23 protein-coding genes and 1 tRNA gene are annotated in these 21,592 nt (G+C 33.3%); 18 read left to right on the plus strand and 6 right to left on the minus strand.

All coding sequences use genetic code 11. From position 1 onward, the window contains the following. Positions 1–34: 34 nt before the first annotated feature. The 3 genes from NBE98_RS15680 to NBE98_RS15690 all read left to right on the plus strand — a co-directional run bounded on the left by NBE98_RS15680 (position 35) and on the right by NBE98_RS15690 (position 4,264). The gene (locus NBE98_RS15680; RefSeq protein WP_250815955.1) at positions 35–970 is read left to right on the plus strand and encodes a metal ABC transporter substrate-binding protein; all 936 of its coding nucleotides are present in this window, start codon (positions 35–37) and stop codon (positions 968–970) included. 135 nt (positions 971–1,105) lie between these two features. Beyond that, the gene (locus NBE98_RS15685) at positions 1,106–1,726 is read left to right on the plus strand and encodes a CBS domain-containing protein (RefSeq protein WP_250815956.1); all 621 of its coding nucleotides are present in this window, start codon (positions 1,106–1,108) and stop codon (positions 1,724–1,726) included. Between the two features lie 231 nt (positions 1,727–1,957). Then, complete coding sequence (locus tag NBE98_RS15690) at positions 1,958–4,264, plus strand: immune inhibitor A domain-containing protein (protein ID WP_250815957.1); 2,307 nt, start codon at positions 1,958–1,960, stop codon at positions 4,262–4,264. 52 nt (positions 4,265–4,316) lie between these two features. On the opposite strand, the gene NBE98_RS15695 is transcribed toward NBE98_RS15690, so the two are convergent. Then, positions 4,317–4,463: a hypothetical protein gene (locus tag NBE98_RS15695; protein WP_250815958.1), complete on the minus strand. Its 147-nt coding sequence runs from the start codon at positions 4,461–4,463 to the stop codon at positions 4,317–4,319. Positions 4,464–4,682: 219 nt separating this feature from the next. Between NBE98_RS15695 and NBE98_RS15700 the strand changes: the two genes are divergently transcribed. The 3 genes from NBE98_RS15700 to NBE98_RS15710 all read left to right on the plus strand — a co-directional run bounded on the left by NBE98_RS15700 (position 4,683) and on the right by NBE98_RS15710 (position 6,299). After that, complete coding sequence (locus NBE98_RS15700) at positions 4,683–4,850, plus strand: hypothetical protein (protein ID WP_250815959.1); 168 nt, start codon at positions 4,683–4,685, stop codon at positions 4,848–4,850. A gap of 35 nt (positions 4,851–4,885) precedes the next feature. After that, a complete protein-coding gene (locus tag NBE98_RS15705; RefSeq protein WP_250815960.1) occupies positions 4,886–5,476 on the plus strand; it encodes a hypothetical protein in 591 nt (196 codons plus the stop codon). Positions 5,477–5,702: 226 nt separating this feature from the next. Beyond that, the gene (locus tag NBE98_RS15710; RefSeq protein WP_250815961.1) at positions 5,703–6,299 is read left to right on the plus strand and encodes a hypothetical protein; all 597 of its coding nucleotides are present in this window, start codon (positions 5,703–5,705) and stop codon (positions 6,297–6,299) included. A gap of 255 nt (positions 6,300–6,554) precedes the next feature. On the opposite strand, the gene NBE98_RS15715 is transcribed toward NBE98_RS15710, so the two are convergent. Beyond that, positions 6,555–6,629 (minus strand) — tRNA-Trp (locus tag NBE98_RS15715). Positions 6,630–6,781: 152 nt separating this feature from the next. Between NBE98_RS15715 and NBE98_RS15720 the strand changes: the two genes are divergently transcribed. From NBE98_RS15720 to NBE98_RS15730, 3 genes are all read left to right on the plus strand, one after another. After that, complete coding sequence (locus NBE98_RS15720) at positions 6,782–7,114, plus strand: hypothetical protein (RefSeq protein WP_250815962.1); 333 nt, start codon at positions 6,782–6,784, stop codon at positions 7,112–7,114. Positions 7,115–7,203: 89 nt separating this feature from the next. Then, positions 7,204–7,530, plus strand: a complete 327-nt coding sequence (locus tag NBE98_RS15725) for a DUF4870 domain-containing protein (RefSeq protein WP_250815963.1) — start codon at positions 7,204–7,206, stop codon at positions 7,528–7,530. Between the two features lie 111 nt (positions 7,531–7,641). Continuing rightward, entirely contained in the window at positions 7,642–8,628 is a 987-nt protein-coding gene (locus NBE98_RS15730; protein WP_250815964.1) for an NAD(P)/FAD-dependent oxidoreductase, read from the plus strand. A 14-nt stretch (positions 8,629–8,642) separates the two neighbouring features. On the opposite strand, the gene NBE98_RS15735 is transcribed toward NBE98_RS15730, so the two are convergent. Next, positions 8,643–9,266 carry a RusA family crossover junction endodeoxyribonuclease gene (locus NBE98_RS15735; protein WP_250815965.1) on the minus strand — a complete coding sequence of 208 codons (624 nt, stop codon included), beginning with the start codon at positions 9,264–9,266 and terminating at the stop codon, positions 8,643–8,645. A gap of 237 nt (positions 9,267–9,503) precedes the next feature. Here NBE98_RS15735 and tsaD point away from each other — a divergent pair, with 237 nt between their 5' ends. The 4 genes from tsaD to NBE98_RS15755 all read left to right on the plus strand — a co-directional run bounded on the left by tsaD (position 9,504) and on the right by NBE98_RS15755 (position 11,907). Then, complete coding sequence (gene tsaD, locus NBE98_RS15740) at positions 9,504–10,523, plus strand: tRNA (adenosine(37)-N6)-threonylcarbamoyltransferase complex transferase subunit TsaD (protein WP_250815966.1); 1,020 nt, start codon at positions 9,504–9,506, stop codon at positions 10,521–10,523. A 189-nt stretch (positions 10,524–10,712) separates the two neighbouring features. Then, entirely contained in the window at positions 10,713–11,000 is a 288-nt protein-coding gene (locus tag NBE98_RS15745) for a spore coat associated protein CotJA (protein ID WP_250815967.1), read from the plus strand. 16 nt (positions 11,001–11,016) lie between these two features. Next, positions 11,017–11,289: a spore coat protein CotJB gene (locus NBE98_RS15750; RefSeq protein WP_250815968.1), complete on the plus strand. Its 273-nt coding sequence runs from the start codon at positions 11,017–11,019 to the stop codon at positions 11,287–11,289. A gap of 18 nt (positions 11,290–11,307) precedes the next feature. Next, a complete protein-coding gene (locus NBE98_RS15755; protein WP_250815969.1) occupies positions 11,308–11,907 on the plus strand; it encodes a manganese catalase family protein in 600 nt (199 codons plus the stop codon). Positions 11,908–11,968: 61 nt separating this feature from the next. On the opposite strand, the gene NBE98_RS15760 is transcribed toward NBE98_RS15755, so the two are convergent. Then, entirely contained in the window at positions 11,969–13,099 is a 1,131-nt protein-coding gene (locus tag NBE98_RS15760; RefSeq protein WP_250815970.1) for an HD-GYP domain-containing protein, read from the minus strand. A 199-nt stretch (positions 13,100–13,298) separates the two neighbouring features. Between NBE98_RS15760 and asnB the strand changes: the two genes are divergently transcribed. Next, positions 13,299–15,140, plus strand: a complete 1,842-nt coding sequence (gene asnB, locus NBE98_RS15765) for an asparagine synthase (glutamine-hydrolyzing) (protein WP_250815971.1) — start codon at positions 13,299–13,301, stop codon at positions 15,138–15,140. Positions 15,141–15,257: 117 nt separating this feature from the next. Further along, positions 15,258–17,015 carry a MutS-related protein gene (locus tag NBE98_RS15770; RefSeq protein WP_250815972.1) on the plus strand — a complete coding sequence of 586 codons (1,758 nt, stop codon included), beginning with the start codon at positions 15,258–15,260 and terminating at the stop codon, positions 17,013–17,015. 28 nt (positions 17,016–17,043) lie between these two features. Here the strand turns inward: NBE98_RS15770 and lepB are convergent, their stop codons facing one another. After that, a complete protein-coding gene (gene lepB, locus NBE98_RS15775) occupies positions 17,044–17,580 on the minus strand; it encodes a signal peptidase I (RefSeq protein ID WP_250815973.1) in 537 nt (178 codons plus the stop codon). A gap of 212 nt (positions 17,581–17,792) precedes the next feature. Here lepB and NBE98_RS15780 point away from each other — a divergent pair, with 212 nt between their 5' ends. The 3 genes from NBE98_RS15780 (at position 17,793) to NBE98_RS15790 (ending at position 20,911) form a co-directional block, all read left to right on the plus strand. Then, entirely contained in the window at positions 17,793–18,752 is a 960-nt protein-coding gene (locus NBE98_RS15780; RefSeq protein ID WP_250815974.1) for a phosphodiester glycosidase family protein, read from the plus strand. A gap of 118 nt (positions 18,753–18,870) precedes the next feature. After that, positions 18,871–19,662 carry a zinc ribbon domain-containing protein gene (locus NBE98_RS15785; RefSeq protein WP_250815975.1) on the plus strand — a complete coding sequence of 264 codons (792 nt, stop codon included), beginning with the start codon at positions 18,871–18,873 and terminating at the stop codon, positions 19,660–19,662. 13 nt (positions 19,663–19,675) lie between these two features. Further along, positions 19,676–20,911 (plus strand): DUF5050 domain-containing protein, encoded by a 1,236-nt coding sequence (locus NBE98_RS15790; RefSeq protein ID WP_250815976.1) that lies wholly within the window; start codon positions 19,676–19,678, stop codon positions 20,909–20,911. 13 nt (positions 20,912–20,924) lie between these two features. On the opposite strand, the gene NBE98_RS15795 is transcribed toward NBE98_RS15790, so the two are convergent. Then, positions 20,925–21,587: a hypothetical protein gene (locus NBE98_RS15795; RefSeq protein ID WP_250815977.1), complete on the minus strand. Its 663-nt coding sequence runs from the start codon at positions 21,585–21,587 to the stop codon at positions 20,925–20,927. Positions 21,588–21,592: the final 5 nt, after the last annotated feature.

The raw sequence follows: 21,592 nt of genomic DNA on the forward strand, positions 1-21,592 counted from the left end.
CATGAAAATACATATACAGGGGAGATTAGACCTCATGAAAAAATATATATATTTATGTTTAATGTTTTTTGCATTTATGCTAACTGCTTGTGGTAATAAAGAAAAAAATATTGAAGAGAAGCCTGCGGCTCAGGAAACTATAGAAAAAGAACTTTCCCTAAACATTGTTACTACGAATAAGCTCCTCTATAATATGGTTAAAGATATTATTGGAGACAGGCATTCCATAGATTACATGTTTACTTCAAGGGATAAGCTTTGGAGTTTTAACTATACAGAAGACAGTCTAAACAGTATAAGCAAAAAAGACTTATTTTTCTACTGGGGATCAGGAATTGAGCCTTGGTCAGAAGATTTTGTAGGCAAACTTACTAAAAGTAAAGTAGGCACAGTAAGTATATCCCGTGGGATAAAATTTGCTCTATTAGGCAAGGAAATTAAGTATAAGGAAATTTCTCTAAAAGATAATCCGTATTTTTATATGAATATAGATAATTATAAAATAGCTATGCTGAATATTAAAAATGCAATTCAGGACAAGGATACAAAGGACAGAGATATTTATGAGAAAAATTTTTCAACATCAATCAAAAAGGTTGAGGAAGTTCAGAAGAAGCTTAAGGAAACAGCAGATAAATTAAAGGGTTATACTTTTGTAGTAGATGGTGATGAGTTAGATTACTTTACCAGCTATTACGGATTTAAAACTTTAAAGATTTATAATTATGGCATAAATCTTACATCTAAGGAAATTGAGGCAAACTTAAAAGTTGAGGAAAAGGTTAAAGAAGAAAAAAATGTAGTGTTTTTATATGAGTCTGATGGAGAATTGAAATCGAATGAAGCATTGATTAAAAAGTATAATTTTAAAACTTCAAATATAATAGTATATAAAGATGATGTCAAGTATATTGATATTTTAGCTAATAATTTAAGAAGCTTGGAAGGGGTAGTTCCAGTAACGCAATAAATGTATTTAATATAATCCAGAAGCATATAAATAGATATGATAGAACATTTCATATAAAATTAATAAATTGTTTGAATTTTATCTCAATTTTATGTATAATAGGCATAAAAGAGAGTTAGGGGGAGTGTAGTAACTATGTTTGTTAAGAATTTAATGCTTCCGATGGAAAAGTTAATTACAATTGCACCAGGTGAGACCATAAAAAAAGCTCTTGAATTAATTGAAGAAAATAATTTTTTATCTATTCCGGTGGCAGAAGGGGATAAGTTCTATGGCTCTATTTCAAAGGATAGAATTTACGCCTTCTATTATGAGAAAAGCGTAGATAAAGCTTGCTTGTTATCAGATTTTAAGGTTGAGAATGTAATGAGGACAGACGTTCCAACAATTCATCCTCTGGAGCAGATCGAAAAGGCGGCTCATTTCCTTGAAATTAAGAATATTGCTTTTGTAGCTGTGGTTGATGAATACAATTCTTTTAAGGGTATAGTTACTCATCATGCTATATTCCACGAATTTACAGAGCTTTTTGGACTTAATAAGGGAAGGCGCTTAGCTGTTATAGCTTACGACATTCCAGGGCAAGTATCAAAACTTTCAAGGATTATTACTGAAAATGGCGGAGATATTATAAGCTTTGTTGTGGTAGATCCAAAGAGCGTTACTGATGTAAAAGAAATAGTTATAAGAGTTAGAACAGAAAACTTCCAGGAGATACTTGGAAAAGTCAAAGACTCTGGATTTAAAATTCAATAGATTATTGAAACTCCTCATACAGAATTGCTGTATGAGGAGTTTTTGCTTTTATTAAATTTGATTTAAAAAATGATAGAAGTGAAAAAAACTATGTCAATAAATTATATTTTCCAATTATTGTAATTAAGAGAGCAGTATGATAAAATTGGATTTGTAAATAAAAGGTAAATTAGTTGTACAAGCATACTGTAATTTACCAAATAAATTACATAAGTAAGAAGGGGGTAAAATATGTTATCAAAAAAATTTTTATCAGTAATGACATCAGCATTTTTGCTTGCAGGTGTTGGGGCAACTTCAGCAGCAAAAACAGTTAATCCAGTTGTTCCTGAACAAACTGTTTCAATTGGACAAGATGTAGGCGGACCTACTGATTTATCTATTGCAAACGAAGAAAAAGTTATTGAAATGCTTAAGAAGGAAGGCAAGATTGCTAAAAATGCTACTTATGAAGAAGCTCAAAAGGTTTACTTAAAGTTTATGCAGGAGGCAGCTAAAGCAAATAAAAAGCTTCCAATATCCAAATTTGAGAGAGATTTAAAGGCTAAGCAAAATCAAAGGGTTGAAAAATATAAGTTTGAGAAAAGGACTACAGATACCAACCCTAAGAAGGTAAATGTTTTAACATTATTAGTAGATTACCAGGATTATAAACATAACAGCATTCAACCAGGCGAGTCTGATATGTATTATAAAGATTATAGCCATAAGCATTTTGAAGATATGATATATGGCGATAATGGCTATGAAGGCCCAAATGGTGAAAAGCTTATTTCTATGAAACAATACTATCTAGAGCAGTCAGGTGGCAGTTTAATAGTTGAAGGTAAAGTTGCCGGATGGTATACACTACCTCAGACAGCTGCTTATTACGGAGCAGAACAAGGTGGCTCAAACGATGTTAAGCCAAGAAATGCTGTTGCTCATGCCCTTCAATTAGCAGCAAAGGATTCCAATATAAACTTTGCAGATTTTGATAAGGAAGATATATATGATTCAGATGGTGATGGAAATTATAATGAGCCAGATGGAATCATAGACTACCTAATGGTTCTACATGCTGGCGTTGGGCAGGAAGCTGGCGGTGGTAGCCTTGGAAGTGATGCTATATGGTCACACAGATGGAATTTAGGTGGACTATATAAAATACCTGGGACTAACTACTATGCATATGACTACACAATAGAGCCAGAAGACGGAGCAGCAGGGGTATTTGCCCATGAATTCGGACATAACTTAGGATTGCCAGACGAATACGATACAAACTATACATCAACTACAAGTGAACCTATAGCCATGTGGTCAATAATGTCTTCTGGCAGCTGGAGTGGAAAGGTTCCTGGTACTGAGCCAACAGGATTTAGTCCATATGCAAAAGAAATATTTCAGGCACTTTACGGTGGAAACTGGCAAAAGCAAATTAATATAGATTTTAATAAGTTAACTAGCGCAGGAGCTAAAGTAACTTTAAGACAGGCTGATGAGGAAGGTCAGGCAGTAAAAGTTAGTCTTCCTGATAAAGCGCATGTGATAACTACTCCAACTAGCGGAAAGAATGCTTATTGGGGTGGAAAAGGTCACGATGGAGCTCCAATCCTTACTAACATGACTACAAATGTTGATCTAACTGGAAAGACTTCAGCAACTCTTAAGTTTAAGACTTGGTATGATATAGAAGAAGGTTGGGACTATGCTTCAGTTCAGGTTAGAGAAGTAGGAACAACTGATTGGACATACCTGCAAAATAATTTAACTACAAGTGAGGGAGATCCTCAAAGAGATGTAATAGTTCCTCATGGAATAACTGGAGCATCGAATGGCTGGGTAGATGCATCATTTGATTTAAGTAATTTTGCTGGTAAGAAGATAGAAGTAAAGTTAGAGTATGAAACAGATGCATATAGCTTTGGTGCGGGCTGGTACGTTGATGATATCCAAGTACTTGCTGGCGACACAACTATTTTATCAGATGATGCTGAAGGTACTGATAAGTTTGCATTAAACGGTTTTGAAAAGAACACAGGAACTGTTTATGCACCACATTATTATTTAGTAGAATGGAGAAATCATCACGGTGTTGATACAGGCCTTGCACACGTGGGTACATTGGGACAAGCTTTCGCTTATGATCCAGGTATGGTAGTTTGGTATGTCGACAATTACTTTACTGACAACTGGGGCGGAGTTCACCCTGGTGAAGGATATTTAAGCGTAGTTGATGCAGATCAGAAGAATCAATACTGGTATTTTGATGATGCTTCAAAGAAACCTGTAATAGCTAGCAGTGGAAGATATCATATGCATGATGCAGCTTTCAGTAAAGATAAAGATTCAAGTGTAGATATTTACTATGCTCCAGCTGCTAGAACAGTTATAGACACAAATAGATACTCAGAGCCAAGCTTTGACGATAGAAAAGATTACACCAACCCAGAGTTACCATCATTAGGAGTAAAATTACCTAAGCTCGGGCTAAAAATCCAAATAACAAATCAAGCTCAAGACAATAGCTCAGCTTCAATAACAATTAAAAAATAATAACTAGTAATAAATTAGTACCTGTCAGGTTTACCTGGCAGGTACTTTTTCTTTACTGCAGCTGCCATTCTATATCTTTACCTTCTTGAGGGCAAGCTGGGAAAATATCGTTTTTAATAAGTGTAATCTGCTTTCCGTAGTTGTTCCTATATACACCTGAAATCTTAACTTTTTCTCCTGTTTTTCCTTTAATTTGCATAAATTAGGCTCCTTTCATTAATAAAATTAGGAAAGAAGAATTCAATCCTAGCAGTTGTATTACCTTGCGGTTAGATGTCTGTTGCACTTTTAGTTTATATTTTATTATCTACTTTCTGTATAACTTATATAACATAGTTATATAAATATTTTTATTATATAAAGGTAAGACTAAATTTACGTATATCACAATATAAAAGGCAAGTAAGGAGGGCATTTAATGAACAGAAGAAGAAATGAGAATAAAAATATAGAAAATGGGAAAATTAAGGGTACAAGTGCTTTTAATATTAAGCAAGCAGATAGTATAGATGAAATGTCTTGGTCGAATAATAAATTTGAAAGTACCTGCGGTGTGGAAGGAAATGATTCTAAAGACCAGGAATAATAAAAAATTATATAAAAGATTAAGGGGAGTCAACTATGAAAACAAAAGCATTAGCATTATCATTGGCATTGGCACTAACATCAACAGGTATTATAGGTTGTGGAAAGCAGCAGACACAACAGCCTCCGGCACCTTCAGTACAAAAGCCATCAAACCAAAGCACAGATGTAAAAACTACAGCTTCAGTAGTAAACGACAACGCAGCTTTTGAAAAGGCTATAAGCAAAAATGGAACATGGATAATTGCAACCTTAAAGGATTTAACCTTTGACAAGGAATTGGTTGTAGATGGTGATTTTAAAAGTGGAAAGAAGGATCAAAAGACAGGGGAAGAATTATATCAGCGTAAGATAGGTCTATATACCCAGGATGACAAGAAAAACGTAACTGCTAGATTTACATTAACAGCTCCTAAGATCACTTTCAACAGCATATACGGAAGTCTTGAACATGGAACTTTCGTAGGTGATGTTTATGTAGCAGGAAAGAACTTTAAGTTAGTAAACCAACAAATAAAAGGAAATCTGTATTTCTTAAATGAAGAAGCTGAAAAGACCTTTACAATTGCCGATAAGGAAGGTAACCCTGCATCAACTATAAGTGGTGTTAAACAATTAAAGAAATAAGCAGCATCGATAAAAAGCTGGTAGATAAATTAATCTACTAGCTTTTTTATTGATAAAACTTAGGACTTATTTTACAGATGCAAAAGATAGAATTATGAATTTTCCAATAAAAGACGAGAAAAATATATTTTTAACAAAATACGAAATAAATCTTGTTAGTTTTTTATCAATATGTTATAATTAGCTTGTACATAAGAAATAAAAAACTTATTAGGGGGACTCAACAATGAGAACAAAAGCATTAGTATTATCATTAACAGTAGCATTAGCAACAACTGCATTCGTAGGCTGTGGTAAGAAGGCAGAACCAGCTGCTACGCCTGCTGCGCAAAAACCAGCTGCAACAGATACTAAGAAAGCTGATGCTGTTACAACAGCTTCAATAGTAGATACAAACGCTGCATTTGAAAAAGCTATAAGCAAAGATGGAAAATGGATTATAGCAACATTAAAGGATTTAACTTTTGATAAAGAGCTAGTAGTAGATGGTGACTTCAAAAATGGTAAGAAGGATGCTAAGACTGGTGAAGAAACATTCCAACGTAAAATTGGTTTATATACTCAAGATGAAAACAAAAAAGTAACAGGAAAGTTTAATTTAGCAGCACCAAAGCTTACTTTCAACAGCAATTTTGGTAGCCTTGAGCACGGAACTTTCAAAGGAGACCTTTATATAGCAGGAAAGAACTTTAAGCTAGTAAATCAAAAAATTGATGGAAATGTATACTTCTTAAACGAAGAAGCTGAAAAGACTTTCACAATTGCTGACAAAGCAGATGATACTAAGTCAGAAATTACTGGGAAAAAAGAGTTAAAAAAATAATTAAATAATAATATATAAAAACAGCTAGTTGATACAAATTTATCAACTAGCTGTTTTTGTTTTAATTAGTGTTATTTCATGCAGTACAACAGTTAGTATCTTTTTACCGAAAATTCAGTTGTTGTAACAAATATTCTTATAGAAAACATAGAAGCAAAATGAGGAAAATTTATCATATTTAGTTAACGAATATAGCCAATAAATACTTTACAAAAAATAAAAAAGCTTGTGAATTTTGATTCACAAGCTTTGCTTTGGCAGGGGTACTAGGACTCGAACCTAGGCCAACGGTTTTGGAGACCGCTACTCTGCCAACTGAGCTATACCCCTAAGACAAGAATTATTATATAATACCATTTAGAAAAAAGCAACTCTTTTTTTGAAAAAAATTTATGATGCATACAAAATTTTAATAAAGTGATATGTCTAACTGATCTAAGTTATGATACAATAAAAATACGATAAGTGAGAGGAGATCAAGGATGAGCGATTCCAATAGAGAAGAAAATGAATTAGAAAAACAAATGAAAGATATAGATGAACTTAAGAATAACGCAGCAAACCCAGGATGTTTTGCAGGTCCTGAAAAGATACCTGCTCCAGTTAGAGGGCTAAGAAAGTACCCAGTAATTTTAATAGTGGTAGGAGTTTTGGGATTAGTATTTAGTGCAATTTTTTTAATCAAATCATATAGGAGTACAAATAAAATAGAAGAGCTGATATTTCCTATAATGTATAATTTCATACCTTTTTTTGTATCCTTTTTATTATTTAAAATTGGGATTAATGAGTTTGCTAACAGAAAAAAGAAATAATTATTATATAACTAGACATAAAGTATGAGAATATAACCTATAATTGAATATGCTATTATAAAGAAATAATTTGTATGGGGGTATGTATTATGTTAACTACAGAGCAAAAGCTTTTAGCTGCTCTATGTCATGGCGGGGTTTTTCTTGCTGCGCCAATTTTGATTCCGCTTGTTATTATGCTTGTAGCTAGTGATGAGTATATTAAAACACAAGCGAAAGAAGCACTTATGTTTCAAATACTATTGGTTATTGGGGGAATAGTTTCAGGTATCTTAACTTTTGTGCTGATAGGACTTTTAGGTTTTATTGTAATAGGAATATTAGCTGTGGTTATGCCTATAATTGCTATAGTTAATGTTCTTAATGGAAATGACTACTCCTATCCTGTATCAGGTAAATGGGCTAGAGGTATGTAAAATTAATTGTTTAAAAGAGCCAAGAAATTTTGGCTCTTTTTTAATTGATGTGGTAAAATAGTAGCACAAAGATAAACTTAGATGCTTGTACAGAAAGGATGAAGCATTTATATGATCAATTACGATTTAGTTATTATAGGTGGAGGAATTGCAGGACTTTCTGCTGCTATTAAAGCAAAAGAAGAAGGTGTAAATAGTATTTTACTATTGGAGAGAGAGGAACAGCTTGGAGGTTCATTAAGCAACTATATTGATGCTGATTTTTCATATCCTTTAATTGATGAAGCCTTAACAGGACCTGAAGTTATACAAATATATGTTGATAAGATAAAGGAACATAATATAGAGTTTAAATTAAATTGCTTAGTTATAGATGTTAATAAAGATAAAATTATTACTACAGTCACTGAAGAAGGGATAAAGGAATATAAAGCAAAGGCAATTATTCTAGCTATGGGATCTAGAGAGATGCCTAGAGGAGCTATTAATATTCTAGGAAGTAGAACTGCTGGAATATTTACTGCTGCTTCTGCTCAGAAGTTTGTGAATTTGGAAGGTTATTTGCCAGGAAAACAGGTATTGATTATTGGGTCAGGAGATTTAGGGTTAGTAATGGCTAAAAGACTAACCTTGGAAGGAGCTATAGTTAAAGCTGTAGTAGAGCCGCTAAAACATGCTGTTGGAACGGAAAAAAATATTGAGCAGTGCTTAGATATATTTAACATACCTTTGAAACTAGGATATACAGTTATAGATATTAAGGGAAAAGAAAGAGTTCAAGGGGTTGTTGTTGCAAAAAGTGATGAAAACAATATACCAATTACAAATACAGAGGAAAATATAAGTTGTGATACTATACTTATTTCAGCTAATTTTCTCCCTGAAAATGAAATTTCAGTAAAGGCAGGTGTACTGCTTTCTAGTGCAGATGGCGGCGCTATAGTTGATGATAATATGCAGACCAATATAGAGGGGATTTTTGCTTGTGGAGATGTACTTTATATCCATGACTATAGAGAAGATGTTACTGGCGAAGGCATAAAGGCAGGGCAAAGTGCAGCTTTATATATTAAAGAGGAAATAGCAGAGAAGCAATAGTTTCTCTGCTATTTTTAAAACAATTTTTTAAAACAGGTTTTACATATAATCATTTTGCCCCCATTTGCAGAAACAGAGCTTTCCTTAGATATTCCCTTACCGCAAATTTCACAAAGAAAATCATTATTTTTTTTAGATGCTTTACTGATATTTTTTATAATTGGTTTTTTTTTGTTGCTGGGGGGAGCATATTCAATGGGATTATCATTAACTTCCTTTGAAATTATTTTGTACTCCATTGAATAGGAACTCTCGCCAAAAAGCTCAAGTTCAAACCTAGGGTTTTCTGAATCATAAAATTCCTCTATGATTAGCCGTCTGATTTGCGCATCGTTAACTATTAGACCACTTTTTTCGATTCCGTCAAAAATACTTTTTGTTATATTATTAGTATCAGGATGTCTCTTGCTGCTTTTGTAGTAAACCTTAAGTACTGCAATAAGAGCTTCAGACAATACAGTACTAGGGTTTTGAGATCTTGCCTCATATGCTATTTCCTCTTCATAAAGAGCATATCTATCGTGATACTTTCCAGAATTATATGGAAGTATTGCTCGCCCTTGGACATTAAAGAGCTTAAAGTTTGATTTCGAAATTGGAGAACCTTTTACAATAACCTTTGCATAGTTGTGAGTCATAACTATCTCCTTTTTAATACATGCACTAGATAAGAAGAAACTATATAATTATTTATACAAAAATATAAGAATATAAGAACATAAGAATAAAAGAATATAAAAATATAAAAATATAAAAAGTTAAAAAGTTAAAAATTTAAGAAGATAAGAAGATATCTTCTTATCTATTTGATTATAACACAGGTTTTTGTGTATAATAAAGTCTAGTTAATATTCATGAGAGTTGAGGTAAAAGAAATGAAAGATATAAAGATACTTTCAATAGAAACAAGCTGTGATGAAACATCTGCAGCTGTAGTAGTCAATGGAAGAGAAGTTCTTTCTAATATAATAGCGTCACAAATTGATATTCATACAAAATTTGGGGGAGTTGTGCCTGAGGTTGCTTCAAGAAAACACATTGAAGTAATTAGTGCTGTAGTTCAGGAGGCAATAGAAAAAGCAAACGTAACTTTTGACGAAATTGATGCGGTTGGTGTGACTTATGGGCCAGGTCTTGTAGGTGCTTTGCTTGTTGGAATGCAGTATGCAAAATCATTAGCTTATGCTATAGGAAAGCCTCTTATTGGAGTTAATCATATAGAAGGACATATTTGTGCTAATTTTATTGAGCATAAGGATTTAAAGCCTCCATTTGTCTGTCTAGTTGTATCAGGAGGGCATACATTTATTGTTCATATGAAAGATTTTGGAGAGTTTGAGGTTATCGGGCAAACTAGAGATGATGCAGCGGGTGAAGCTTACGATAAGGTTGCTAGAGCTATAGGTCTTGGCTATCCTGGTGGTCCTAAGATTGATAAGCTTTCTAAGGAAGGAAATCCTGAAGCTATTAAATTTCCACGAGCAAATTTCCATGATGATACTTTAGATTTTTCCTTTAGTGGACTTAAGTCTGCAGTACTAAATTATTTAAACAAGATGGAAATGACAGGGCAGGAAATAAACAAAGCAGATGTTGCTGCTTCCTTCCAAAAGGCTTTAGTAGATGTACTTGTAGATAATGTAATAAAAACCTGCAGATTAAAGAAGGTTGATAAAATAGCAATCGCAGGCGGAGTGGCTTCTAACTCAACATTAAGGCAGGCACTTATAAGTGAAGGCGAAAAAAATGCTATTAAAGTACTATTCCCTTCTCCAATTTTATGCACAGATAATGCTGCTATGATCGGTAGTGCGGCGTATTTCGAATATATTAATGGAAGAACTGCTGAGCTTAATTTAAATGCAGTACCGAATTTAAAATTAGGTCAAAGATAATAGCATCTTGGGATAGATTTATTAGAAAAATAGAAGCTATCGGTGATAGTTTTAAAACAGTTAAGATAGCAGAATACAGAAAAGAGGAAGGCAAGAGCTTTCCTCTTTTTTTTTTCACTTTGTAACAGATTTATGACCCATTCATATATTGATATTGTGTAAGCAACTTTTAAGGAGGAAAATATCCAAATGGCTTATATTCAAAAGCCCGAAAACGAAATGTACGATGCAAATGCAAATTGCATGCCTAAGATGAACTGCATACCGCAGGAGACAGTAATTAAGAATGTAAGACTAGCAGCTGCATATGTTCCATATCAGAAGATGTGTGAACTTTTCAGACCTATTGAGGCTTTAAAAAGAGGAACTGCCTTTCCAGAGCTTTATAGTCCATTCGAACCGCCTTATGAGCCCCAAGCAGTTTATGAGGCAATGGTAAAGAAGCACAAAGCCAACATGCCACATGATTGCGATTAGAGGAGGGGATACGATTATGAGAGATAGCATGAGCAAAATGGAATTAAAAAGACAAATAGCTGCAGCCCATTTTATGCTGGAAGATCTCCAGTTATATCTTAATACTCATCCTACAGATCGCGAAGCTTTGGCAAAACGCAACTCTTATGCAAAACAACTGAGAATGCTTAAGGAAGAGTATGACAAATGCTTTGATATGATGGATCAGGACGATTCACTTAGCACATATCCATGGGAGTGGATACAAGAGCCATGGCCATGGGAATATGAAGCTAACTATAAGCTCTAAGGAAAGGAGAAGTAATGTATGTGGACTTACGACAAGATATTAGAATATCCTGTTAAAATAAAAAACCCAAATCCTGCAATGGCAAAGCTTATAATTACTCAATATGGTGGACCAGATGGAGAATTAGCAGCTTCCATTAGATATTTAAGTCAAAGATTTTCTATGGTTACCCCTCAAGCTATTGCGACTTTAAATGATATTGGAACAGAAGAACTTGCTCACCTTGAAATTGTTGGATCTATAGTTAATCAACTAGTCAGAGGAGCAAGCCTTGAAGAAATAAAAAAAGCTGGTTTAGATGCTTACTATGTTGATCATGATAGAGGAGTATATCCTTCAAACCCTACAGGAATACCTTTTAATGCAGCCTATATTCAAGTAAAAGGTAATCCAATTGTGGATCTTACTGAGGATTTAGCTGCAGAGCAAAAGGCCAGAGCAACCTATGAGTGGCTATTAAACATGGCAGATGATCCAGACGTAATTGAGCCTTTAAAGTTTTTAAGGGAAAGAGAAGTTGTGCATTATCAAAGATTTGGAGAAGCATTAAGAATAGTTCAGGATTTTCTACAAGAACCACACCTGTTTGTAATGCCAAAGCCTGATTTTATGAAATAAAAAATGTATGAGAAAATAGCTTGTGATTAATGATTCACAAGCTATTTTCTCATTTAAAAAGTTATTTAGCAAATTCGGGAACATCATATTGAACTCCTTCAATAACTAGTCCAAGTTCTTCCATCAAGTCAATTTGCTTATTTTTTATAGATATATCACTGCTTTTTACTATTTTGATTTCAGGTCTTAGAGGGAAATTAGGATGATTATTCTCGATTACAGCAATATCACCATTGGTGAGTCTTACCAGGGTCCCTTCAGGATAGGGGACTACAGCCTTTGAAAAAGCAAGAACAATATCATAGTCAAATAAGGTGCCTCCACTTGCCATTATGTATTCAAAGGCTTCATTTGGACTTAGAGCTCTTCGATGTGGTCTGTCAGAAGTAAGTGCATCATATACGTCTGCTAATCCAACTATTTTAGCAAGCTTGTTTATATCTATGCTTTTTCGTCCTTCAGGATAACCTGTTCCATCAGATCTCTCATGGTGCTGTAGAGCTATAATTCTGGCAGGCGCAGTTATATCCTGGCTGCCCTTTAGATATTCATATCCCTTTTGAGAATGCTCCATAACAACTAAATATTCTTTATAAGAGAGTTTATCGACTTTTTTTATTACTTCTGCCGGGATAAATACCTTTCCTATGTCATGTACCAAAGCTCCTAAGCACAATGAGTAAAGCTCAAATTTACTAAGTTGAAGCTGAAGTCCTAAAATTAAGGAAAGAATTGCTACATTTACGCTATGTTGATAGGTATAACTATCCATACTTTTTATGTCAACTATATTTATTAATACATTTTTTTGAGAAAGAAGCTCATCTAATATAGTGTCAGCTATATTTCCTATAGATTGGAAGTATTTTTGCTTTTCCTTAATAAAATCTGTATCTTTTGCATTTATTTTATTTTTTGAAGTATATAAATTATATTTTTCAAAGCTTACAAAAGTATCTTTTATTGTTTTAACAGCCTTTTGTCTAAGCTCTGGTTTGATGATGTCTTCAATGATATTATCACTATATTCATCATGGATATATATAGAATAAATTTTAATAAATTTAATCCGTCTTATTAGAGCTTCATTGAGCTTAACCCCTTCTCTTAATAATACTCTACCCTCATCATCATATATTGTTTTTGCTAGGTAGCTGCCTTCTTTAACACACTCAATTGGTACAAGTCTCATTTTTATGCCCCCAGTTATAAAAACATACTATTTGTATTGATTTCTACATTTGTTTCTATATTCCTTTAAAAAATCATAATTTGTTTTAACTGTCTTCTATATTAAGTTTGCGTTAAGCATAAAAAACACGCACAATTGATAGTGGTTCTCATATATTGTTAGTGGATTATATGAATTTTGAAATTTGGGAGATGAGACTATGTGCGGTATTGCAGGATGGGTTAGCTTTGAGAGAAGTCTTACACAAGAGAGAGAAATTATGGTTAACATGGTGGCTACACTTAAGAAAAGAGGGCCAGATTCAGAGGGAATATATTTATCTAACAATGCACTCTTAGGGCACAGGAGATTGGTTGTTGTAGACCCCGTAGGAGGAGCACAGCCTATGACAAGAACTCTAGGGAAAAATAAATATACCCTTGTCTACAATGGAGAACTTTATAATACAGAAGAATTAAGAAACGAACTTAAAGACTTAGGTTTTAGATTCAATTCTTACTCTGATACTGAAGTTCTTTTAGTTTCCTATATTGCCTGGGGAGCTGAATGTGTAAAGCATATTAATGGTATTTATGCCTTTGGTGTATGGGAAGAAGAAAAGAGCAGACTATTTTTAGCAAGAGATCCTCTTGGAGTGAAACCATTATTTTATGTTCAAAAAGGGAAGTCAATAATTTTTGGATCAGAAATAAAAACTCTGTTGGCTCACCCTGAGGTTGAGCCAGTTGTAGATAAAAATGGGCTTCTTGAAATTTTTGCACTAGGTCCGGGACGTTCGCCAGGGAGTGGTGTATTTAAAGATATTCAAGAAATACCACCAGCTCACTGTATGATTTTTGATACTTATGGAGTAAACCTATGGGAATATTGGAAGCTTGAGAGCAAACCACATGAGGAAAACATTGAGCAGACAGTTGAGCATACTAGAAACCTTCTATTAGACGCTATTGAAAGACAGCTAGGAGCCGATGTTCCTGTTTGTACTTTTTTGTCAGGAGGACTTGATTCCAGTGCTATTTCTGCAGTTGCTGCCAGATATTTCAAAAATAACAACATGGGAAAACTAAATACCTATTCTATAGATTATATTGACAATGATAAATATTTTCAGGCTAATGATTTTCAACCAAACTCTGATGAAGCTTTTGTAAGAGTAATGTCGAAATTTATTGGTAGTGACCATCATAATATATTAGTAAATAATACGGCCTTGGCACAAGCTCTTAAGGAGGCCGTACTAGCAAACGACTTGCCTGGTATGGCAGATATTGATTCATCGCTTTATTTATTTTGTAAAGAAGTAAGAAAGGATAATGTTGTTGCGCTTTCAGGTGAGTGCGCAGATGAAATTTTTGGTGGATATCCTTGGTATAGAAGGGAAGAGGATATAAATGCGCAAACTTTCCCTTGGTCTAGATATGTTAATGAAAGAAAATCAATATTGTCTCCAGAACTTAAAAACCTTCCTTTAGAGGAATATACTAAGCAAAGATACCAAGATTCCTTAAGAAAGGTACCAAGATTGCCAGGAGAATCAGATAGAGAGCATAGAATGAGAGAATTGTTTTATCTCAATATTAAATGGTTTATGGTAACTCTCTTAAATAGAAAAGACAGGATGAGTATGTCCAATAGTCTTGAGGTTAGGGTGCCTTTTGCTGATTATAGAATTGTTGAATATGCTTTTAATGTGCCGTGGAGTATTAAGTATATAGATAATATAGAAAAGGGTCTTTTGAGAAGAGCCTTAAAGGGAATTCTTCCAGAGGAAGTGCTCTATAGACGAAAGAGTCCTTATCCCAAAACACACAATCCCGAATACTTGAAAGCTGTTCAAAGGTGGATGAAGGAAATACTTTCTGATAACAATTCACCTATACTAAATCTTATAGATGCGGGCAAAGTTAATGAGATTATTAGTACAGACGGAAGAGCCTTTGTAAAACCTTGGTACGGTCAACTCATGACTGGTCCTCAGCTTTTAGCATATCTTATTCAAGTTAATCTTTGGCTTGAAAGCTATAAGATTAGAATACAATAAATTTCTAGCGGTCTTTATGGCCGCTTTTTCAATTGCAAAATATTTAACAGTAAGTTATAGTTATATTAATGTGGAAATATAAGCCATAAAATACTTAGGATGAGGAGAAACTTCTTTATGGAGAATAACGAAAATTTGTCTTTAGCAAACAAAGCCAGTTCAATGAAAATGCTGATGTGGGCATTTATAATTTTAGCAGGATTTTCAGCTTATTTATCATTTATTTTGGCGCAGCAAAGAGGAACTGTATTTTATATTGGCTTTGCGTTGCTTATACCATTTGGGGCTCTTATACTTTTCTTCAGACGGAGGATGCTTGCATATAGAGCTTTATATGTAATAAAAAGTTCCTGGGGAAAGAAAATAGAAAGAAAAAGAAACTTTAAAGATATTAGAAAACTTCATGAATTTCTGAGAGCTGAAAAGCCTGAGGAGTTTTTTATAGACAACCAAACTTGGGAAGATCTTACAATGGATAAAGTATTTGAAAAGCTTGATAGAACTCTTTCAACTGCAGGGGAACAAGCGCTTTATCATATTTTAAGAAGTCCTAAGTTTAATGATGATGCGTTAGAAAATAGAAACAAAATTATCAAACTGTTTGAAGATAATAAAAACCTGAGAGAAAAGATACAAATAGAACTTTATTGGCTTGGAAGACAATCTAAAAACACTATTTCAGATTTTTTATGGGGTAAGCTTCCACCTAAAAGCAATATAACTATATTGTTTAACATCATGGCCTTGCTTCCAGCCATCTTGCTAGTTTTAATTCCTTTTTATGGGCTTCAGCTTGTGGTTTACATAGTGTTTGTCTTTATGGCTAATATGGTTATACATAGCAAGTTTAGAAGCAGAATAAATCAGCACATTGATTCTATGACCTATTTGAGTGCTGCAGTAAATACTGCTAAAAAGCTTAGCAACTTAGATAATACTGACTTGGAAGGCTTTACGAATGTATTTAATAAGGATACAAAGGGTATAAAAGCTTCAAAAAACGCTGCTCTTATTGGAGCAGTTGAAGGAATAGACTTGGTAACAGATTATTTCAATATACTATTTTTAATTAAGGAAAGAAAGTTTTATGCTGTGCTTGAAGAATTAGTAAAACACAGAGAAGAACTGCAGAGAGTATATACTTCTTTGGGGGAATTAGATGCACTTATAGCTGTTGCGTCTTATAGGTCTGGACTTGACCACTACATTGAACCACAGCTTAGCAAGGAAGGAAGATTTATAGCAGCTAAAGAATTGTTTCACCCTCTTATAGACGATCCTATTCCTAATTCTATTTCAATAGAAGAGGGAGGTATTGTACTTACAGGCTCAAATATGTCAGGAAAGTCAACTTTTTTAAGAACTATAGGTGTTAACGCGTTGTTTGCCCAAACTATTTGCACCTGCCTTGCAGATAGTTATAGTGCAAGCTACTTTAAGCTTTTATCTTCTATAAGTCCAAGTGATGATTTGCTTGTAGGAAAAAGCTACTACCTAGGTGAGGCGGAAGCTGTGCTTAGAATAATAAAAAGCTGTGAGGAAAAGGTGCCATCGCTGTGCATTATTGACGAGATATTCAGAGGTACAAACCCAGTTGAAAGAATTAGTGCTTCAGCTGAAATATTGGATTATTTAATTAATCATAATTCTCTTCCTATAGTTGCCACACATGATTTAGAGCTTACTGAAATAGTGGATGAGGCATATGAGTGCTATTACTTCACAGAGGATGTAGATGATGAAGGCTTGAAATTTGATTATCTGATAAGAAAAGGAGTGTCTCCAACACGAAACGCTATAAAGCTTTTAAAATACCTTGGTTATCCGAAAGAAATTATTGATAAAACCTATGAAAGAGTGGAAAAACTTGTTTAAAAAACGGAGCAGATTAGCTGCTCCGTTTTTATTTAAAGGTTCTAATTTTATTAAAAGGATAAACCCTTACAATGGCATGACCTTTAATATCTTTGATATTTATTGGGCCAAGCATTCTGCTGTCTATACTATCGTTTCTATTGTCTCCAAGAACAAACACATGACCATTTTCAACAGTATATTTACCGTTCTTTTGAAGAAACGGACCGAGACTTGTAAAAGTATTAGAATCTAAATAATCTTCCTTTAGCTCTGCAGCATTCAAATATATTTTTCCATTCTTAATTTCAATTTCATCGCCAGGAAGTCCTATAATTCGTTTAACATAAATATCACTATTATAATTTTTAGAATCAAAAATGATTATCTGGCCTCTTTTAAAACTATGAGTTAAATTACTTATTTTTTCAACAAATAATACGTCTTTATTGTTTAAAGTAGAATACATTGATAAACCATCCACATCTGCACGCGCAAATACGTAAGTTCTAAAGGTAATTGCTATAACAACAGCTGCTATAATAGAGATAGCATAATCTCTGACTTGTGATTTTTTAGTGTTCATATTTAGGCCTCCCTACATGGTATATTATTAGTTTAATATTATATTTATAGTTTGTCAAATTTTGTTATTTTAATTTAAATAATTCATATGGATAGCTTGCTCAATAAATGATATGATTTAAATGAATATATAGATAGTGGATTTATGAGCTAGAAGGAGGAATTTATATTAAGCGTGTATTAGCTATATTAAAGAAAATTGGAATTTTTATATTGGTTAATATATTTATAGGGTGCGCTTTTAGCATTCCTATGGTTTATTATGGACCCTTTAAAAATATTAGGGATATGCTTGTTACTACAGCTATGACAACTTTTAGTCATCAGTATATTGCAACTGCTTTTCTAAATGAGAAAACAATCAATGAAATTATGGAAAAAAACAGGGTGCATGACGAAAATAAGTACACTGATGAATCTGCTATAGCTGCGTTTAATTCAACCTCAGGAAAAGATGATGGTGATCACAAACAAGTAACTGCAGAAGTAGAAGATAAAATTGAACTTAAGAATTTAAGCAATGGTAAGTATAAGGCATATATGATTGTAATTTCTAATCCTAAAAGAGTAGTAGTGGCTTCTTCAGATAGATTAGGCAAGGCAGGTACTAAGCTTTCTGATATTGTTAAAGATTATAATGCGGCAGGAGGAATTAATGCTGGAGGTTTTGCTGATGACAATGGTCATGGTTCAGGGGGAACTCCTACAGGTATTTTAATTGAAGGCGGAAAGGTGCTTTATGGTAAAGAGAATCAGAGATTACCATTGATAGGCTTTAATGAAGATTCGGTGCTGGTGTTAGGAAACTATACACCTAAAGAAGCTATAGAAAAGAAAATACGTGATGCAGTGAATTTTGGTCCATTTCTAATTGTCAATGGAGAACCTACAATAAAAGGTGGCAATGGTGGTGGAGGACTCCAACCAAGAACGGCAATCGGGCAAAGAAAAGATGGCACTGTACTTATGCTTGTTATTGATGGTAGAAGGATTGACAGCATAGGAGCAACATTGAAAGAGGTGCAGGATCTCATGCTAGAGCATGGAGCTTTTAATGCAGCAAATCTAGATGGAGGTTCATCCTCAACTATGTTTTATGGTGGACAGCTTGTTAATAAGCCTAGTACTCCAGCTGGAGAAAGACTTCTGCCTTCTGCATTCATAGTAAAATAGAAAATTTTGAGTTGACTAAAGTCAGCTCTTTTTTTATAAAGGAAATTTTATACACGCGTAGAATATATAGTTAAATAAATATTAAAATGATAAATCTTTTACATAGAAGGGAGAAGTTATGTATATTTGTCGTAAATGTAATACTGCTGTGGATGACTCGGATAGATTTTGTAGTGGCTGTGGAGCGTATATAGGTGAGCCAGCAGTAAAGAAGAATGATTGGGAAACAGCAAACAACGATGAAGGAATTCAAGAAGATGATAAAAATATAGAGGACATATCAGAAAGTATAATTGAGGCTGAAAGTAATATTTCTGAATTAGTAGCTTATGATGATAGTGCTTTTTCGAGAACCCTGGAGAGTATTGGCAGCAAAAAAATATATATATTAACCTTTGCTATTTTTATCTCTATACCTTTATTTTTAAGCTTAATTACAAAATTCACCATATCTATTCCAAATGATTTAATACATATAATTTTTCCTGTTAACTTAATTTCTGCAGATTTTAAACATATTTTAAATTTGCCAGCTTCATTTACTATTGGTTTTTTATTTTCATTTTTAGGTTTGTCAGTTATCAGTGTGGTTTCATTTGCAACAATTTATATTTATGCCAGACTTATTTTAAAGATGGAAATAGATTTGATTAAGCTTTGGAAAGCATTAATGCAGACTTTTATGGTATATAGCTTTACTTTAGCATTATTTTTAGTATCAGGTTTTGTGAGCAAAACATTTGCAAGTGTATTAATGTTTTTAGGGCATATAGTCACGCTTTTAACTTATTACGGAGGTGTACAAGACATGACTTTAAGTATAAAAAATAAGAGCATTCCTTTAGTTACGGTGAGCGTTGCTATGGTTTATTCTACAGTTTATGCTTATGTATACTTATTTTTGAGATGAGGTGGAAGCTAACATGTTAAAGTGTGAAAAATGCAGCAGTATTGTGAATAAAGAGAATTTATTTTGCAGAACTTGTGGACAAAAGCTTGATGAGAATAAAATTATAGAAATTGGTAACCCGAAAACAATTTTCAATGAAGCAGCCGAGGCTGATAATAACTCTGAAAAGTTAGAACATAGCTGCTTTAAAATGAAAAGCAGGAAGAGTACAAACGGTATAAAAGTACTTATTGTTTGCAGTATTGTCCTGGTGTTTTTAATAATTTTAAGCTATATTGTAAAAAGCAATCTTGAGAAAAATGATGATACAAATATATTTAATTTGAATACTTTTGCTCATGATGGCAAGTGGACGTATTTTACTTATAGCAAATTTAATATTCAATCCAACAATCTTTCAGGAGGTTTTTATAAATTTTCTGAAGATAATTCTGTGCCTGTAAAATTCAGCGATGAAGTAGGCGGAAATATGAAAATAATAAATGACTGGATATATTTCGTAAGGTTAAATGATGGAAGTTACAGTGTTTACAAAATGAAAACTGATGGTACAGAATTAACAAAGGTAGATGATGCAAAAACTGCACCTTTGGATTTTAAATATAGTAAAAAATATATATATTTTAGGGATTCATCAATGATGGACAATCTTAGCAGAATGAAATTAGATGGAAGTTCAAGAAAAATTTTAAAAAGTGATGTATTAAACTACTATATTAATGGAGATTTAATTTATTATATAAGTAGTGCAGAATCTGGAATTTTGCGCAGTATGAAACTTGATGGCAGCAGTGATAAAGTAATTTGTGAAATAGACGGTCCAATACTTTATATAAATGATAACTATATCTACTACAGTCAGATTAATAGCAATCTTTTAAAAAATAAAAAGAATACAAGAGATATTAATCAATATTTCATTTATAATAATGGACCCCTATACAGGATGAGGAAAGATGGAACTGAAAAAGAGCTTATTACGGAAGACATAGTGATGTATATATATGTTAGGGATAATCAGATATATTACCAGCCGTATTCAAATGGTGAAAGTAAAAAAATTTATAAAATTGACTTACGTGGGAAGAAGAAGATAGAATTATCTCTAGATGGTTTTTTCTTAGGCATTATGGATAAGTGGATTTACTATATAGATGAGAAAAATTCAATGTTAAGCAGAACAACACTAGATTTTAAAAAAGCACAAAAAGTTGAATCGGATATTTTTAAACCTCAACTAATGGATTGAAAAAAGCTCCATACTAGGAGCTTTTTTTAATTTCATGTATAAATAATGAATCGATATTATCACCATTACTATGAGTGTATTTAAATTCTGGATTTGAGTTGCCTACAAAGGCTTCTACCCATGCAAAACGAAGCTTATATAAAGTTTCTATATCAGCACCTGCTTCTCTCCAATAGCCTCTGTGAAGACATTCTGTAGTTTTCCATTTTAAAAATTCATCGCTGGTTTCAATTACAAAATTTACTCTGTCGCATGGCATGCCTTCAAGCATATAGTCGTTTAAAGCTTTGTATATTTCAGGGGCAGAATTAGTTATACCCTTCTTTTTTGCATCAAGTCCGCACTCAGCACCTTGTTTCTTATATTCATCAAAAGCTATTTCAAAAGCTTCTTCACTATGCTTTCTAAAAACTTCGCCTAATATGTAAGCAAGTCTAGTTTCGGTTTTTCCTATTATACTGTTTAGCCATTGATGAATATTAGATAAATCTATTTGATCTTCTAGGGGTCTTCTCCCTAAAGGTTCTCCATATCGGCTCTCGGCGGCTTCAATTATTTGATCAATTTCACTGCCATATTTTGATTTATAAGATTCCAGGATTTTTCCTTCAAGCTCTTCATGAACTCTAATTTTGTTGAAAAGCCAATGGTGTATAGGACCTAGAAATGCACTCATGATAT

Source organism: Clostridium swellfunianum, assembly GCF_023656515.1.
Taxonomy (GTDB): Bacteria; Bacillota; Clostridia; order Clostridiales; family Clostridiaceae; genus Clostridium_AT; species Clostridium_AT swellfunianum.